General features: G+C 31.8%; 17 protein-coding genes. 8 read left to right on the top strand and 9 right to left on the bottom strand.

Features of this window, described 5'->3' with window-relative positions; all coding sequences use genetic code 11:
• Positions 1–12: 12 nt before the first annotated feature.
• The 3 genes from ACSUE0_RS07680 to fakB1 form a co-directional block, all read right to left on the bottom strand.
• Positions 13–684 carry a ComF family protein gene (locus ACSUE0_RS07680; RefSeq protein ID WP_436956851.1) on the bottom strand — a complete coding sequence of 224 codons (672 nt, stop codon included), beginning with the start codon at positions 682–684 and terminating at the stop codon, positions 13–15.
• Complete coding sequence (locus tag ACSUE0_RS07685; protein ID WP_436956853.1) at positions 677–1,759, bottom strand: DEAD/DEAH box helicase family protein; 1,083 nt, start codon at positions 1,757–1,759, stop codon at positions 677–679. The genes ACSUE0_RS07680 and ACSUE0_RS07685 overlap by 8 nt, the downstream gene beginning before the upstream one ends.
• A gap of 271 nt (positions 1,760–2,030) precedes the next feature.
• Entirely contained in the window at positions 2,031–2,894 is an 864-nt protein-coding gene (gene fakB1, locus ACSUE0_RS07690) for a fatty acid kinase binding subunit FakB1 (protein ID WP_436956855.1), read from the bottom strand.
• A gap of 163 nt (positions 2,895–3,057) precedes the next feature.
• Here fakB1 and ACSUE0_RS07695 point away from each other — a divergent pair, with 163 nt between their 5' ends.
• Positions 3,058–3,699 (top strand): YigZ family protein, encoded by a 642-nt coding sequence (locus tag ACSUE0_RS07695; protein ID WP_436956857.1) that lies wholly within the window; start codon positions 3,058–3,060, stop codon positions 3,697–3,699.
• Positions 3,700–3,818: 119 nt separating this feature from the next.
• On the opposite strand, the gene ACSUE0_RS07700 is transcribed toward ACSUE0_RS07695, so the two are convergent.
• Complete coding sequence (locus tag ACSUE0_RS07700; RefSeq protein WP_119613400.1) at positions 3,819–4,880, bottom strand: glycosyltransferase family 4 protein; 1,062 nt, start codon at positions 4,878–4,880, stop codon at positions 3,819–3,821.
• 400 nt (positions 4,881–5,280) lie between these two features.
• On the opposite strand from ACSUE0_RS07700, the gene gdpS reads away from it, so the two are divergent.
• The 4 genes from gdpS (at position 5,281) to pepT (ending at position 9,402) form a co-directional block, all read left to right on the top strand.
• Positions 5,281–6,351, top strand: a complete 1,071-nt coding sequence (gene gdpS / locus ACSUE0_RS07705) for a GGDEF domain-containing protein GdpS (protein WP_119613399.1) — start codon at positions 5,281–5,283, stop codon at positions 6,349–6,351.
• Positions 6,352–6,876: 525 nt separating this feature from the next.
• Positions 6,877–7,638 (top strand): threonine/serine exporter family protein, encoded by a 762-nt coding sequence (locus tag ACSUE0_RS07710; protein WP_119614546.1) that lies wholly within the window; start codon positions 6,877–6,879, stop codon positions 7,636–7,638.
• An 18-nt stretch (positions 7,639–7,656) separates the two neighbouring features.
• Positions 7,657–8,157, top strand: coding sequence for a threonine/serine exporter family protein (locus ACSUE0_RS07715; RefSeq protein ID WP_119614545.1), 501 nt, complete (start codon positions 7,657–7,659; stop codon positions 8,155–8,157).
• A gap of 12 nt (positions 8,158–8,169) precedes the next feature.
• Positions 8,170–9,402 carry a peptidase T gene (gene pepT, locus ACSUE0_RS07720; protein WP_119614544.1) on the top strand — a complete coding sequence of 411 codons (1,233 nt, stop codon included), beginning with the start codon at positions 8,170–8,172 and terminating at the stop codon, positions 9,400–9,402.
• Between the two features lie 194 nt (positions 9,403–9,596).
• On the opposite strand, the gene ACSUE0_RS07725 is transcribed toward pepT, so the two are convergent.
• From ACSUE0_RS07725 to ACSUE0_RS07735, 3 genes are all read right to left on the bottom strand, one after another.
• The gene (locus ACSUE0_RS07725; RefSeq protein WP_436956860.1) at positions 9,597–10,721 is read right to left on the bottom strand and encodes a glycerate kinase; all 1,125 of its coding nucleotides are present in this window, start codon (positions 10,719–10,721) and stop codon (positions 9,597–9,599) included.
• 279 nt (positions 10,722–11,000) lie between these two features.
• The gene (gene ytxJ / locus ACSUE0_RS07730) at positions 11,001–11,321 is read right to left on the bottom strand and encodes a bacillithiol system redox-active protein YtxJ (RefSeq protein ID WP_017722514.1); all 321 of its coding nucleotides are present in this window, start codon (positions 11,319–11,321) and stop codon (positions 11,001–11,003) included.
• Positions 11,322–11,475: 154 nt separating this feature from the next.
• Positions 11,476–12,369 (bottom strand): EMYY motif lipoprotein, encoded by an 894-nt coding sequence (locus ACSUE0_RS07735; protein WP_119614542.1) that lies wholly within the window; start codon positions 12,367–12,369, stop codon positions 11,476–11,478.
• Positions 12,370–12,496: 127 nt separating this feature from the next.
• On the opposite strand from ACSUE0_RS07735, the gene ACSUE0_RS07740 reads away from it, so the two are divergent.
• From ACSUE0_RS07740 to ACSUE0_RS07750, 3 genes are all read left to right on the top strand, one after another.
• On the top strand, positions 12,497–13,039 hold the full coding sequence (locus ACSUE0_RS07740) for a GrpB family protein (protein WP_119614541.1): 543 nt from the start codon (positions 12,497–12,499) through the stop codon (positions 13,037–13,039).
• Positions 13,040–13,271: 232 nt separating this feature from the next.
• Positions 13,272–14,192, top strand: coding sequence for a UDP-N-acetylmuramate dehydrogenase (gene murB, locus ACSUE0_RS07745; protein WP_107551309.1), 921 nt, complete (start codon positions 13,272–13,274; stop codon positions 14,190–14,192).
• A gap of 14 nt (positions 14,193–14,206) precedes the next feature.
• The gene (locus ACSUE0_RS07750) at positions 14,207–14,521 is read left to right on the top strand and encodes a CHY zinc finger protein (RefSeq protein WP_436956863.1); all 315 of its coding nucleotides are present in this window, start codon (positions 14,207–14,209) and stop codon (positions 14,519–14,521) included.
• A gap of 287 nt (positions 14,522–14,808) precedes the next feature.
• Here the strand turns inward: ACSUE0_RS07750 and ACSUE0_RS07755 are convergent, their stop codons facing one another.
• Together ACSUE0_RS07755 and ACSUE0_RS07760 are read right to left on the bottom strand one after the other, a co-directional pair.
• Positions 14,809–15,135, bottom strand: coding sequence for a PH domain-containing protein (locus ACSUE0_RS07755; protein WP_119614539.1), 327 nt, complete (start codon positions 15,133–15,135; stop codon positions 14,809–14,811).
• A gap of 317 nt (positions 15,136–15,452) precedes the next feature.
• Entirely contained in the window at positions 15,453–16,499 is a 1,047-nt protein-coding gene (locus tag ACSUE0_RS07760; RefSeq protein ID WP_119614538.1) for a ferrated catecholamine ABC transporter substrate-binding lipoprotein SstD, read from the bottom strand.
• Positions 16,500–16,532 lie beyond the last annotated feature (33 nt).

The following is a 16,532-nucleotide window of genomic DNA, read 5'->3' on the forward strand; positions in this document are numbered from 1 at the left end:
ACCACTTTTATGTTATCGTGCAAACGTAAACACATCGAATTTTCTGATTTTTCTAATAAGTAGTATTGATGATGCATTATGAACCGTTAATCCTGTAGTATATATATCATCTACAAGTAATATATTTTTGTTTTTCAAGTCTATATTTTGTACAATTTCAAACGGATTAGTAAGCTCAAAACGATGTAATTTAGCTAATGATGATTGTTTCGGTCTCACTTTTGCTATCAATAAAGATTTGTACGATATACCCATCTGGTCTAAGACACACGTCACAGGATTAAATGTACGTGCTTGGTCTTTTTCTCTCGCTGAAGGTATAGGTACGATATAATCATATTGGGTTTTAGGCAGTTGCATTTGTGCTGCTAACACTTCAGCAAGCGCCACATCTTTCATAAATTTATATTGATGTATTAATTGTTTTACCATGCCTTGATATTGGTAATTACAATAAAGTTGATGCATTAGTTTAAATTTTGACATCAAAAATTTACAGTCTAAGCAAGCTGTTTCAGTAATTGCTAATAGTTTCAAACATCGCGGGCACCGATTTTCTGATGAAAGCTTAGCCTTTTGCCACTGTTCTAAACAACTATCACAGAATTTTGAAGCTTTTTTATAAAATGTCTTAGCATTAAACGGTTCAATATATGTTTCTTGGCACTGTATACATTTAGTCATCTATCCACCCTTTTTCACGGGCCAATTGATTCATACGCTTAATATTTTTACGTGCCTGTAACATTTTAAATGTGATACCTTCATGTAAAAATAAAACAAGCCCACTTGGATTTTCTCTCTTGCGTCCAACTCTCCCTGCTATTTGAATTAATGCATTGGTTGAAAAATTATGACTATTGCAGACTATGACGTCTAAATTAGCCATCGTAAAACCACGTTCTAAGATTGTTGTCGTAAAAACAATTTGATACTTTCCATTTCTTAAGGACTTCACTTTTTCACAGCGATAAACATCATCACTGCAAACATAAGTTATTCTCTTGAATAGATTTTTGTATTGGTTATAAGCTTCCTTCATTAATTTAATATTGTTAAAAAATACAAGTGTATAGCGTTGATTAGTAATTTGCTTTCTTAAAATATTTAATAGTTTTCTTTGTATTTTGTAAGGCTTTAAGTTGAAGTATTTAAAATGAGGTATCGGAAGTGAGTGTCTATGAAAACGTGCAGGTAAGACAATCACATCGCTATAATTCAATCGTTGGAGTAATTTTTTTGATGGCGTAGCAGTCATATAAATGTGGGAACAATGTTTATTTGAAGCGTTTTTAACCGCTTCAAATAAAGAGGAGTCTATGTCTAATGGAAAAGCATCTACTTCATCAACAATAATTAAATTAAAATGCTTTTTGAAGCGATACAACTGATGTATCGTTGCTACAATGAAATGCCCATTATATTTTTGTGCATGCCCTTGGTATAAAACATCAATATCTTCTTGTTGAAAGGCTTCTGCAATTCTCATGCTCACCTCAATAACTACATCCACTCTAGGAGAAACAATAGCAACATTATATCCCTGACTACGTGCATATTGAATAGCTTCAAATATCATCTCCGTCTTACCTGCACCAGTCACGGCATATAATACCTTTGAGCGAAGTGTTTTTATAGCTGCTAAAATTTCATTTGATGCATAGTTTTGTTGTTCCGAAAGATCAAATTGCAATTGATAAGTGCCCGACGAAACCTGATTTTGTGATGCTGTGATGAAAACAGATTGAATATTATCCATTCTTCCCAAATTAATACAATTTCTACAATAAATAATATACTTATTTAAAACTTCTGAATAGTATTTATAGTAATGGCTTGGTTGATTAGTATGACATTGTATGCAATACCACTTATTATTTTTTATAATTATACCTTTTGATACATGACTTATTATTTCATTTGTTAAAAGTGATTTATCTATAATTAATCTACCATAGTATTTTATCGCTCTTTACCTCCAAATAAAGACATGTGGCAACAAAGCCAAACATGTCTTTAGTGTGCAAATATTATTTTGTACGAATAGTACGTCCTACATAACCTAATCCAATCCCACCTGAGCCTAGATGAGCTGCGATTACAGGTCCAAAACTTGAACGATAGATTGGATATTGCGCATATTTTTCTTCTAACTCACGTTGAATCCAATCTGAGTCTTCCGTAATGTCGCCCTCTATAACAAATAATGTTACTTCTTCAAAATCTTTTACTTCTGCAATAACTTTATCAATCATTTTACGTAATGCGCGCTTTTTTGTTCTTACTTTCTCGTCAGGGACTATTTTACCATTATCAAATTTCAATACTGGCTTCATTTTAAGCATTGTACCAATCCATGCTTGTGCGCCTGTGATGCGTCCACTTTTTTGTAGATTTTTTAAGTCATCTACCATTAATACTGCACCAGTATCTTCTCGCATTGCGTATAGCTCATCAATGATTGCTTGTGGTTCATACTCTTGTTCAATCATTTCAATGGCCCTGAGTACATATGCACCTTCAACCATTGCAGCTAATTTTGAATCAAATGTGTAAACATTGATATCTTCTACCATTTCTCCAGCTTGAGTAGCTGTTTGATAACAACCACTAATACCTCCAGATAAGAATACACAAATAACATCTGTATATCCTTCTTCACGTAATTGCTCGAAATTCTCCAAAAAATCTCCAATCGCGGGTTGGCTAGTTGTTGGAATAGTATCCGATGTTTTCATGCGTTTATAAAATTCATCCGTTGATATTGTTGCATTCTCAACAAAATTTTCTCCAGAATCAAAAGTGACACTTAATGGGGCTACTTTTATATTATATTTTTCAATTAATGTTTGAGATAGATAACTCGTTGAATCTGTCAAGACAGCGATTTTCATCATAATCCTCCTCAATTATACTCACAACTATAATACCTTACTTTTGCTTAAAAGAAAATTTATTTTAACATTTAATCTATAATTAAATACAGTGTATAATATTAGTTAATAACTGATTCACTGTAAATAACTAAACGTATAATACATACTCGAGGTGACCAGAATGGATAACACAATCAAAACGATTAAACAAGAACATACGATTGAAAATATAATCAGTAAATCGCGTTTTATAGCGCATATTAAACCTGTTGAAACAGAAGATGAAGCAAAAGATTTTATTTCAGCTATCAAAGCAGAACATAAAGAAGCTAACCATAACTGTTCGGCATACACAATTGGTGATCAAATGAATATTCAAAAAGCAAACGATGACGGTGAACCAAGTGGTACAGCGGGCGTGCCAATGTTAGAAATTCTTAAAAAGCTTGAGATCCATAATGCATGTGTGGTGGTTACACGTTACTTCGGTGGAATTAAACTAGGCGGTGGTGGCTTAATCCGCGCTTATAGTGGTGCTGTGAGAGATGTCATATTTGATATCGGACGTGTCGCTTTACGCCCTGCTATACCTACTACTGTAACTATAGGCTATGATTTAACTGGTAAATTTGAATACGAGTTAGAAAGTACGCCTTTCTTATTGCGAGAGCAAACCTACACAGACAAAGTAAGTTATAGCATTGATGTTGTAGCTTCCGATTACGATACCTTTCTAACATTTTTAAATCGCACTACTTCAGGTAATTATAATTTAATTGAGGGTGAAACAGTTCGTCTGCCTTTCGATATCCCTACAAATTAACGTTTTGTGATGTTAAATTAGCTTTCATTTAATATATTACCTTACATTTTAAACATAAAAAATGCACCTCCTATAATATGGAGGTGCATTTCTATAACTATGATTAATATTTTATAATATTATTTGTGATAATCGTCATGCTGTTCTTTATTTTCAATTAATTTTAATAATGGTCGATAATCATCATCAATCAGTCCTGTAAATTCGACGATAAGTTCAATTGTGATTAAAATCAAAATAAACATCATGAGTACGCCCCACGGTTGAGATAGATATAATATTATACTAGCAAGACTAAACAATAATGCTATAGAATATATTAATAATACAGTTTGACGATGTGAATAGCCAAGTTCTAAAAATTTATGATGGAGATGCGATTTATCAGCTTGCATAATATGCTGACCTTTCTTCACACGACGAATCATGGCAAACAGTGTATCAATAAATGGTACAGCTAAAATTACAATCGGGAAGAATAAAGATACAAAGGTAATATTTTTAAATCCGAGCAGTGATAAGAAGCCTACGATAAAACCGACTAGCAAAGCACCACTATCGCCTAAAAAGATTTTTGCTGGATGAAAATTAAAGAATAAGAATCCTAGAAGCGCCCCAATCAAAACACTGCAGATCATCATAATAAATATATTTGCTTGTAAGATGGCGATAAAACCTATCGTCATTAATGCAATCATCGAAACACCGGATGCTAAACCGTCTAGTCCGTCAATTAAATTAATCGCATTAGTAATTGCCACAATCCAAATAACTGTAATTGGTATACCTAGAATACCAAAATGAATCGTTAGTCCAATAGGTAAAGAAATAAAATCAATAGTCACACCATAATAAACAACAACAAGTGCTGCAATTACTTGACCTAATAATTTAATTATTGGTTTCAAATCATAAATATCATCTATGAGTCCAACCAAGTAGATTAACACTGACCCAATAATCAGAGGTTTAACTTCCGTTTCTATAGGATGTCCAAGCCATATCCCTACTAAGAATGATATGAGTATAACAGTTCCACCAAGTACAGATATAGGTTTAGTATGTACTTTTCTAAAATTCGGTTGATCTACAATCCCTAATTTATGTGAAACCTTTATAACTATTGGTGTAAGTATCAAACTGACAATCATTGAAAAAATGATTAATAATAATGTATACATCAGTTCACCTTCATTAATGTAATTCTGTTTTATTTTTGATTTCAAAATCCTAAGTTGAAAATAATTATTTTAAATTAATTGTAAGCTAATCATCATCTAATTTATCGAATCATGCAAATTTGAAAATTAATTGCAGTCGTTATATAGTCAGATATGCTACATAATTCTATAATACCCTATACGCTTTTACTTATACAACTTGAAATGCGATAATTGATAAGTCTCAGGATTATTTCTTAAATATTTAAATTTCAGAGTGAAGCATTGTATATTCACTCAAAAAATTATTCTAACACGAATATTAAGTGAATGTTATAAATTTCTATTTTCATAAAGATGACAAATTGTAAGTTTTCACTTACAATAACAAAGTGCTAATCAAAGAGGAGTGTAAAGTTAAATGTTTGAAGCTATTATTTACAATATTTCTGTTACAGTAGCAGGTATCTATTTATTTCACCGCTTACAGTATTCAGAGAATAAGAACATGGTGTTTTCTAAAGAATATGTTACAGTTTTAATGACCATAGTAGCACTTTTACTATCTGCTTATCCCGTGCCATTATTTAACCAATACACACTTTACTTAACCTTCATACCTATACTCTTCCTAGGTAGATATACGAACGTGTTTTACACTGTGCTTTCAGCATTAATCGTAGGGTTAGTAAATGTTCTAATTGGTGATTATACTATCATTGCCGCTATGATACTTATCGTTATCGCTGTGATTGTTGGTGCTGTTGGCCCATTTTTAAAACAAAATGATATTATTTCACTACAAATTCTTAACGCGATTACACTTGTTATTTTCCTTATTTTATCACTCATAAGCCCATATTACGAAATTACAGAGGTATTGTTCTTAATACCTATATCATTTATATTAATGATTACTTCGTCGATTACATTTGTTGATATTTGGTATTTTTTCTCTTTAGTAAATCGTTATGAAAATGAAGATAAATTTGATTATTTAACAGGTTTAGGTAACGTTAAAGAATTCGACAGACACCTTAATGAAACGACAAGCATTGCTGAAAAAAATAACCAAAGTATCGGGCTGTTACTCATCGATATCGATGGATTTAAAGATGTAAATGATAAATTTTCACATCAATCTGGTGATGCAGTACTAAGACAAGTTGCTCAACTTCTCAAAAACTATGTACCACAAGAATTTAGTATTTATCGTAATGGCGGCGAGGAATTCTCTATCGTTTTATACGATTACACATTAGACCAATGTGTTAAATTAAGTGAGAGTATACGTGGTGGTGTAGAACAATCAACTTTCCATCTACCTAATAAAGAGGTTATTAAATTATCTGTTTCAATAGGTGTGGGTTATTTAACTGCTGATGATTACAAGTCACAACGTAAAGTATTTAAAATAGCAGATGATATGTTGCATATGGCTAAAAATGAAGGTCGTAATCAAGTGATGTTTAATCCTATTGTTAAACTTTAAAACATATCCCTGTTTAATTGTGTCTATATAAGCTCAGTCCATATAACTTACATTAAGCATAATTTATTAGATGTTCCAGCTTAAACTAATTCCCTGGTGCCTCACAACATGACTTATATCAATAAAAAGACAAACACTCAGCAGAGGGTGTTTGTCTTTTTATTGATATGTAAATCCCTATCAAATCTTATCACTACTTAAAATGAACTATACCTCAATTTTGTACAAATATTATGAATCAAACTATCAATTACTTAATTCATAAAAAACTTTAAGCTTTTTTATATTTAGAATTCATCAAATTATTATGACAAACAGTGTTAATATAATGCGGTAATTTCTAACCTTAAAATCTTTAACTAAAACTTTTATTTCTATAAACTGTTATAGTTATACAATTGAGTTTGTTACAATATATAATGGATTATTAAAAAAATATGACGGCGTATGAATTGCTATTGAAAGTTTCAATTGTACACTGTAAACTTTCAATTGTTCTAAAAACTTTTCGGGAGGTGCAAAGCTATGTCAGATTCAATTACGATTATTGATGAGGATAAAGTCATTGATGTCGTGCTTATTGCAGGAAGAATTTTACTTGAAAGTGGCGCTGAAACATACCGTGTTGAAGACACGATGACACGTATAGCTGCGAGTTTTGGTTTAGATGATACATATAGCTTTGTGACATCTACTGCGATCATTTTTTCACTAAATAACCGTACTAATACACGGCTTATTAGAATTCGCGAACGTACAACAGACTTAGAAAAAATTGCTTTGACTAATAGTCTTTCACGAAAAATTTCTAATAATGAACTGAATATAGATCAAGCAAAATCTGAACTGATACATTTGCATCACGCTTCTTTACAATATTCATCCCTAACTAATTTCTTGGCAGCACCGATTGCATGTGGTTTTTTCCTATTTATGTTTGGTGGAATCATCCAAGACTTTATTTTCGCTATCCTCGCTGGAGCAGGCGCTTTTTTAACCTTTAATTATGTACAACGTTACATACAGATTAAATTCTTTTCTGAGTTTATTAGTGCAGCAGTGGTTATTATGATAGCCTCTACTTTCACAAAAATAGGTTGGTCACATAATCAAGATATCATAACCATTGCTGGTGTTATGCCTCTTGTACCAGGCATTTTGATTACTAACGCCATACGTGATTTGATGGCTGGTGAATTACTTGCTGGTATGTCACGTGGTGTTGAAGCGGCATTAACTTCATTTGCAATTGGTGCTGGCGTTGCCATAGTATTATTAATATTTTAAAAAAGGAGTGCTAACATTATGACCATTGTTTATTATTTTTCACAATTTATAATTAGCTTTCTTGCAACAATGCTATTTTCAATTCTGTTCAATGCACCAAGACGCCTCCTTTTAGCTTGTGGTTTTGTAGGCGCAATGGGCTGGATCATATATAAGTTGACGTTTGATGCTGACTTAGGTAAAGTCCTAGCCTCTTTTTTAGGTAGTTTTATCTTAGCTTTAATGAGTCACGTTATGAGTAGACGTTACAAGCGACCAGTAATTATCTTCATTGTACCTGGTATTATTCCACTTGTACCAGGTGGCTTAGCATATGAAGCTACACGATTTTTAGTAAGTAATGAATACACACACGCCGTTAATACATTTTTAGAAGTAACTCTAATTTCAGGGGCAATTGCTTTTGGTATTTTATGTGCAGAGATTATTTATTATATCTATACACGGATAAAACAATATTATGGTAAAATGAATGGCAAAACTTATAAAAAATCTTACAATATGAACAATAGAGCTTAAAGGGGTGTTCTTATGAAACAAGACATAATAGAAAGACTGACAAGATACGTAACTATTGACACACAATCTGATCCAGAATCTAATACAACACCATCTACAGAGAAACAGTGGAATTTATTAAACTTATTAAATGATGAATTGACTGATTTTGGATTAGAGACAGATATCGATGAACAAGGCTACTTATTTGCCACATTAGAAAGTAATGTAGATGCTGATTTACCAACTGTTGGTTTTTTAGCACACGTCGATACATCACCAGACTTTAACGCTACTAATGTCAATCCACAAATAATTGAAGCTTATGATGGCAAACCAATTAAACTTGGAGATACGAGCCGCGTTTTAAGCCAAGATGTTTTTCCAAATATGAAAAATGTCGAAGGTCATACGCTTATGGTTACAGATGGAACTTCATTATTAGGCGCTGATGATAAAGCTGGTGTAGTTGAGATTATGGAAGCTTTAAAATACTTAACTTCACATCCTGAAATTAAACATGGACGTATCCGTGTTGCATTTACGCCAGATGAAGAAATCGGTAGAGGCCCTCATGAATTTGATGTCGAACGCTTTAACGCTAACTTTGCGTACACTATGGATGGTAGTGAATATGGTGAATTACAATATGAAAGCTTTAATGCTGCTGAAGCAATCGTAACTTGTCATGGTGTCAATGTACATCCAGGTTCAGCTAAAGATGCTATGATTAATGCTGTATTATTAGGCCAGCAATTTAATTCATTACTTCCACCAAACGAAGTCCCTGAAAGAACTGAAGGTTATGAAGGTTTTTATCATTTGATGAAAATGAATGGCGACGTTGAAAAAACAACACTTCATTATATTATTCGTGATCACGACAGTAATCAATTTAACTTACGGAAGAAACGTTTAGTCGAAATTAAAAATGATATCAACACGCATTTTGAAGACAATCCTATTGAAATTGAAATCAATGACCAATATTATAATATGGGTGAAAAAATTTCGGCAAATCCACATGTCATTGATATACCAAAACGTGTTTTTACTAAATTAGATATCCCAGCCAATACCGCACCAATTCGTGGAGGTACAGATGGTTCACAACTCTCATATATGGGATTACCTACACCAAATATCTTTACTGGCTGTGATAATTTCCATGGTCCTTTCGAATATGCATCTATTGATGTAATGGAGAAAGCTATTGAAGTTATTATCGGTATTACAGAAGAAGTCGTACAAACATATCAAAAATAATTATATTTATATTAAAATAGGTTACGAGACGTTTACAGACGTCTCGTAACCTTAATTTTTACCATGCTTAACAACATATTTCTCACTAAAATGATAACGGCATAACGAATGAAGTTACCAAAAACTATTTATCATGTCAGTGACTTAAGATACAATCCACAAAGAAAACTAGCAATGCATTTTATTCACTTAAACTATTTGTTTATATCAAATTGCGTTTTCAATAACTTAATCGCTTGGACAGTATAATGTCTAATTTGAATTCCCATTTTAAAATCAGTAAAACTTTCTGGCATTTCTATAAATGTATTAAACATTGCTGTAACACCTATAGATTCAAATAAGTCAAACTTATCATCAGTGGCACAAATTACTATTGATGGTTTATTATATTTTGTAGCTAATTCTGCTAGACGTACCGTTGTTGTTTCAAGTATTTGATCTGCTTCATTTATACCTTCTCCAAAAATAATTAAATCTGCTTGCTCTATTAATGCATCTAAATGTGTTATTTGATCTACGAGTTCATGGCTAGTCATGATTTCTGCATTATAGAGCGCATTTAATACTGCAGCAATGCCACCGCCTGCGCCACCTCTTTGCACTGGGCCAAGCACAAGTCTTAATTCACTTTTGAACATTTCACTTAAATACCAAATTAAGTTATCAATTTCGGCAGCACTTTCACGTGTTACCCCATAAGCTTCATACGTTTGCATTATTTCACTATTCTTACCGTAAATTTTACTATCAAAATCTGACATTAATTGAAAACGTACATTGTTTAAGTTTGGATGTAACCCAGAAATATCAATTTTGCGGATATATTTCAACTTATGACTACCTTGTCGCAAATCAATTTCCTGTGCTTCATCATCGTAAAACTTAGCCCCCAGTGCTTGTAACATACCAGCACCGCCATCAAAGCTACCGATACCACCAAGTGAAATAACAATATGCGTCGCGTCGTTCTCTAAAGCATCTACTATAACTTCTCCCAAACCATAGCTTGTACGTTCATTTATTGGCTTTTGACCTTTTAAAAACAGATTACCCTCAATCACAGTCATACCACTATCTGTGATACCATACACTGCTTCTACCTCTTGCATATCAGCATCATGTGTTGTCATTCTATATTTAGTGCCAGACTGCCAAAGAAAGACAGAATCCATAAGCTCATGACGCCCATTAAATAAAGGAACTTGTACTATGTCTGCTTTTTCAATTTGGCTAGCTACCGCTTCTTCAACATAACGATTCGCTTGATAGCTGGAAATAATTCCATTAAATTCATCCATCGCAACTAAAACTTTCATTTTGTCACCTCTAGTATTTTTATTTTAAATTTTTTAATTGATAAAAGTAAAAAATTAGGTACATAATCACTTTTTCAATTTTTATACATCAGTTCATATATGAATGCCTCATGTTTTGACTATATATGTGTAAACGATAAAATCGTAGTCTACATTTCTTATTCAATTATTTATTATACATGCCAGACGAAAATTTTTCACATTATAAGAAACGCTTGTTAAACGCCTACCTCAATGATAAGCGCTTAACAAGCGTTTAAATCTGTATTTTATTGTCTTTTACTCTTCAGCACTTGCTAATGTTGAAACGTTAATATCTCCGTGACTCGCATTCCAAATCGCTTGTCCCTTAACAAAATAAAATGCTTGTGGCGATTCATGTTTCACACTTGTTTTTTCTTCTATATAATCAGATAATTCTCTTTCTTGTTGTACAATTAAATAGTAACCATCCATATCTCTTTCATATAAAAATTTGTTGAATTGGTCAATTGCATTTGCTGAAATTGGGCATGTTTCGCTATGTTTCAGTACAAATACATATTTATTTTCATTAATAATTTGCTCAAACTGGTCAATCGAACTCAGCTTTATAGCCATTCTATTCACCTCTAAAAATATTTAACACACAGTGATGTTTCAAAAAGTGTGAAATTTACACGATATACACATATCATTGTTTCCAATTATACACAACTCTCTTTTTGTTGTTAACTGTTTATTTAAAATTTTATAACTTTGGTAAAAAACCTTTTTAATTAAAGTCTTCTTTTACATTATTATATTCTTTGTCAAAATCAGCGTCAAACTTCTCTAAATCTTCACCCTTTTTCGGTAAATCTTTAGCGTTGATTGTATCTAATTGTTCGCTAATATCTATCGTTTCTTTTCGAGTTTCATAATAATTTTGTAAGCTGTAATACATTTCTATGGCATTTTTACGTGCATCATTGACATAATTATTTGTAATTGCTGTTTTATTCAAATCTTTAATCTGCTTATCAATTAAAGGCATAATTTGTGTTTCTATAGACTGTTTTACTTTGGTAGTATCCGTTGAGTCCGCTTCTTTTTCAGCCGTGTTTCTCAACTCTTTATTATTTTGCTCTAATTTATGTTTAAAATTATTTACATCTGTTGTCGAACCAGCGTCACTTGCTTTTTGCATATGTGCTTCAACCTGAGATCTATTTTTTTCAAATAACTTAGTATAGTCTAAAATATCTTCATTTGCCTTAACTGCTTGATTACATAAATCAATGAAGTTTTTCAAATCATTAATAGCAGCTTTTTTATCTTTCGCTGATTTTAAATATGTTGATTTTAATTCTTTTGTTTCTTCAGAATCAGCAGGTAGTTTTTTCGCAGCCGCTTCATAATTGTCGAGCTTAGGAACCAATTTACTATTTACTTTATTTTGCAATTCGTTAAATTCTTTTTTGTTTTTGTCTGTCATATCTGTCTTGCTTAAATCATCTAAACGCTTTAAGTGAATATCATCTATGACTTTTTTCAGTTCATTTTCCTTGGATTTTACGTCATTAAGCGTGCTATCAAAGTCTTTAAATTCGGTAGCTCCTTCATTGCCACATGCGCTTAGTGTAATTGAAAAACAAAACAATAAAACAATGCAAATTATTTTTTTCATTTCTGCACTCCTTATCATTCAGTATTATACAGAAACTTATTTAACTTGAAAATGATATGTGATATATTGTTTCAGAATTTACAGTTTAACAGTTCTATCATAACATTGAAAGGCGTGGACAACCTACATGTATTCTCATATCCAACCATTAATAACAGAAGACCATAACAACATTTATCGACAGCAATACCAAGAACTAAGCGATATCCTCTTCAACTTGCTTGATACACCTGTTAAATCAACACATCATCTCGGTGGAACTTCACACTTTAATTATCCAACCGAGCCTATTTTAGATATATTAGTGGGTGTAAATAATTTACATGACATTACATCCTTAGATGAAAAACGTTTGAATTATGAAGGGTTCTACCGCTTACACCATCCATATAAGAAAAAAGTAGTTATGGCACAATTTAATAACTTAATAGAATTAAAACAAGTAGCTCGTTTACATATTATACAAAAGAACTCAAAACTTTATAATGACTATTTGCAAACAAACCTTTTACTCAGTAAAAATGACCATTTAACCACAACATTTGGCGAAGCAAAACAATCTGCTGCAATTACTGCTACAAATATACGTGACTATGAAAACCAGAAGCAGAAACTGTTTGACAATTTAACAAAACATTTAAGTGGCGACATAAAAAGTAATGATATGTAATTAATTAAGCTTAAAAACTGAAATATCAATATAGAAATGAATAACTTAGATTTTTATGAATGTACATATGTATTTTAAGTCATTTTAACTAAATTCCTGTTTACATAGGAAATCTCTTTAATGTTTAATTAAAGTTTTAAAAAATCATGAATATTTTCCTAAGATTTTAGCCAAGCGCACAAATCATTGGTATAATAAATAAATGAATTCAACAAGAAAGGATGTTCTATAGTTGCATAAAGATAACATCTTAAAGGAATTAAAAGCAATTGTACCATCAGAAATTATTAAAATTGATGAACCTTTAAAAAAGTATACATATACACAGACTGGTGGTAAGGCTGATTATTATCTTTCTCCTACCAAAAACGAACATGTTCAAGCCATTGTTCACTATGCCTATACTAAAGATCTTCCTGTGACCTATTTAGGGAACGGTTCTAATATTATTATTCGCGAAGGTGGTATTCGCGGAATTGTTATTAGCTTACTTTCACTTGATTATATCGATGTATCAGATGATGCTATTATTTCTGGTAGTGGCGCAGCAATCATAGATGTTTCACGTACTGCAAGAGATCATGCCCTAACTGGACTTGAATTTGCATGTGGTATCCCTGGTTCCATAGGTGGTGCTGTATTTATGAATGCAGGTGCTTATGGTGGAGAAGTAAAAGATTGTATTGATTATGCACTTTGTGTTAATGATAAAGGCGAATTAATTACATTAACGAATAAAGAGTTGGAATTAGATTATCGTAATAGTATTGTGCAACAAAAACACTTAGTAGTCTTAGAAGCTGCATTTACACTTGCACCTGGCAATCTAGACGAAATACAAGCGACTATGGATGATCTGACTGAGAGAAGAGAAACAAAACAGCCACTAGAATATCCGTCGTGTGGCAGTGTTTTCCAACGTCCTCCTGGCCATTTTGCAGGTAAATTGATTCAAGACTCTGATTTACAAGGTCATCGTATAGGTGGAGTTGAAGTGTCTAAAAAACATGCTGGCTTTATGGTAAATGTTGATAAAGGTACGGCTACTGATTACGAAGATTTGATCCACTACGTTCAAGAAGTTGTAAAAGAAAAATTTGACGTTGATCTCCATCCTGAAGTGAGAATCATTGGAGACCACCCTGTTGATTAATAGGAGTAAAGACTATGATTAATGTATATGGTTCTACAGTAGATAATGAAGCTCGGTGTACACATTATCAAACATCATTAGACATCATTGCGATTAAATTCAAATGTTGTAACAAATACTATCCTTGCTACAAATGTCACAACGAACACGAAAACCATAGCATACAGCGATGGGATTCAGATGAATTTAATGAAAAGGCAATTTTATGTGGCGTTTGTCATCATGAAATGACTATAAATGATTATATGATGATTGAAGCTTGTCCCGAGTGTAATGCACATTTTAACAATCGTTGTAAGTATCACTATCATTTATATTTTTCAGTTTAATTAACCATTTAAAAAACGTGTTACATCTTATTGATTATACAGAAGATGTAACACGTTTTTTTATATTTACAGTTTCTTTGATTTCAAAATCTTAATAAATACACTTTGTTTATTATACTTTCTCTTGATTTTTTGCTTAAAAATAAACAGCACCTCCACAAAAGTTGAAGTTGCTGTTTATTTTAAGTATTAATTTTTATGTACCAAACTATTTCATTTGTTATAACTTCAATTATTAAATTCACAATTTCACCCTTTGATTGATTGCCAATTTTTCAGATAGTCAATTAACGATCTATTTTATCACTAACAAATTGAATGAAGGTCTCTACATCACCTTTTTGAATATTTTTCATAGGCATTGGCCCAATGTTAAATTTAAAATTAATCTTTTCACCATCGTAATTAATTGATTCTATTTCGTTATACGCGATACTTCTATAATAAAATTCACCATTCATATCAACATTCAAGATAACTCTTTCGCTTGTAGCTATAAAAGCACCTTCAAATTCTGAAGAACCTTGTATAGAATATTCTATTGTTCCTAATACATTAGGTCCCTTTTTCTCAGTTGGATATAAATCATTTGGATTAACATTGTCTAATATCATGTATTTCAATCCCCCTACAATCGTTGTTTTGATTTGTACAAGTTGATGTTAGAGGTCTGTTTTCTAAAAATCACTTGTATTCGTTCCCTTATTATAACATTCCTGCCTTAAAGTTTAATAATATATTGATTTCACTTAAAATCAATATAATACGCATATTCAATTATCAATTTCAGTATTGTTATAAATCTGATTTAACTCAGCAATACTATTACTTCTTAATAGTACATTAGACTGGCTTCGTAAATTGAAAAGAGAGCCTGGTATACTCCAGACTCTCTTTTTAGACGTGCCCCCACAAATGACATCCTTTAACTTTATTTTTCTAAAGCTTTCTCAACTTCTTCAATTTGTTTAATTGCTGTTGTTGTAGAACCACTTGCAAAGTACCAAAGTTTAGGATCTAGCTCATACACTTTGTTATCTTTAATTGCATCTACATCTTTAATTACATCATTACCTAATGCGTTTTTAGCTGTTGATTTGCCACCAATTGCTTGTCCACGGTCCATTGCAAAGATAATACTCGGATTTTTCTCTGCTACATATTCATTAGTGACATTTTGACCATGTTTACTATTTTTAATATTATCATCAGCTGGTGTGAAGCCCATTGTATCGAATATCATTGAACCAAAACGTTCACCTGATCCAAATGTTGATAATTCACCTTCATTTACTAATAAGAATAATGCTTTGTTATCTTTTAAATCTTTTGTTTTATCTTTGATACCAGCAATTTTATCATCTAATTTTTTAGTTAGTGATTTTGCTTTGTCTTCTTTATCATAAATTTTACCTAAAGTTTCAGTATTCTTTTTCAATGAATTCACTTCATCTTTATCGTCTACACCAATGTAAACTACTTTTGCATCTGGTGCAGCTTTTTTAAATTCATCTAGATTTTTTTGATTCGCTGTACGTCCAGAAATATAGATAACTTCTGGTTTAGCTTCAGCAACTTTATCGAAATTAACTTCTTTTAGACTTCCAGTATTTAAATATTTTTCATCTTTGAAATCACTTAAGAAATCTGGCAATGATTTATTACCTTCACCTTTAGGAAGTGCTTTAACTTTATCTTCAAGTCCCATTTCTTTCATTGTATCTAATGTCCCATAATCAAAAACAACTGCATTTTTTGGGTTTTTAGGAACTTCTACAGTTTCCTTAACTGTTTTAGCATCACTACCATCACGTTTCTCTCCACTTGCTTGATAGTTATTTTCAACCTTTACAGTTTTATTTGAACTTTCACCCTTTGAATCAGCTTCTGAATTCTTTTTATCGTCTGATCCGCCATTACTACATGCTACTAATAAAAACATTAACCCTACTAATAATAATAAACCTAATTTTTTCATGTACTTAACTCCTCCTGGATTTCTAAATGATGT

It is taken from the genome of Staphylococcus sp. AS1337, from assembly GCF_051408735.1.
In the GTDB taxonomy this organism is placed as follows: domain Bacteria; phylum Bacillota; class Bacilli; order Staphylococcales; family Staphylococcaceae; genus Staphylococcus; species Staphylococcus xylosus_B.

Excerpts from the sequence above, each read along its gene's own strand:
- ACSUE0_RS07755 (WP_119614539.1), bottom strand. The coding sequence starts at position 15,135 with ATGATATTAGACAATGTTAATCCAAATGATTTATATCCAACTGAGAAA.
- ACSUE0_RS07685 (WP_436956853.1), bottom strand. The coding sequence starts at position 1,759 with ATGGATAATATTCAATCTGTTTTCATCACAGCATCACAAAATCAGGTT.
- ACSUE0_RS07740 (WP_119614541.1), top strand. The coding sequence starts at position 12,497 with ATGTATTCTCATATCCAACCATTAATAACAGAAGACCATAACAACATT.
- ACSUE0_RS07710 (WP_119614546.1), top strand. The coding sequence starts at position 6,877 with ATGTCAGATTCAATTACGATTATTGATGAGGATAAAGTCATTGATGTC.
- ytxJ (WP_017722514.1), bottom strand. The coding sequence starts at position 11,321 with ATGGCTATAAAGCTGAGTTCGATTGACCAGTTTGAGCAAATTATTAAT.
- ACSUE0_RS07760 (WP_119614538.1), bottom strand. The coding sequence starts at position 16,499 with ATGAAAAAATTAGGTTTATTATTATTAGTAGGGTTAATGTTTTTATTA.
- pepT (WP_119614544.1), top strand. The coding sequence starts at position 8,170 with ATGAAACAAGACATAATAGAAAGACTGACAAGATACGTAACTATTGAC.
- ACSUE0_RS07725 (WP_436956860.1), bottom strand. The coding sequence starts at position 10,721 with ATGAAAGTTTTAGTTGCGATGGATGAATTTAATGGAATTATTTCCAGC.
- ACSUE0_RS07735 (WP_119614542.1), bottom strand. The coding sequence starts at position 12,369 with ATGAAAAAAATAATTTGCATTGTTTTATTGTTTTGTTTTTCAATTACA.
- fakB1 (WP_436956855.1), bottom strand. The coding sequence starts at position 2,894 with ATGAAAATCGCTGTCTTGACAGATTCAACGAGTTATCTATCTCAAACA.
- ACSUE0_RS07680 (WP_436956851.1), bottom strand. The coding sequence starts at position 684 with ATGACTAAATGTATACAGTGCCAAGAAACATATATTGAACCGTTTAAT.
- ACSUE0_RS07750 (WP_436956863.1), top strand. The coding sequence starts at position 14,207 with ATGATTAATGTATATGGTTCTACAGTAGATAATGAAGCTCGGTGTACA.
- ACSUE0_RS07700 (WP_119613400.1), bottom strand. The coding sequence starts at position 4,880 with ATGTATACATTATTATTAATCATTTTTTCAATGATTGTCAGTTTGATA.
- ACSUE0_RS07715 (WP_119614545.1), top strand. The coding sequence starts at position 7,657 with ATGACCATTGTTTATTATTTTTCACAATTTATAATTAGCTTTCTTGCA.
- ACSUE0_RS07695 (WP_436956857.1), top strand. The coding sequence starts at position 3,058 with ATGGATAACACAATCAAAACGATTAAACAAGAACATACGATTGAAAAT.
- gdpS (WP_119613399.1), top strand. The coding sequence starts at position 5,281 with ATGTTTGAAGCTATTATTTACAATATTTCTGTTACAGTAGCAGGTATC.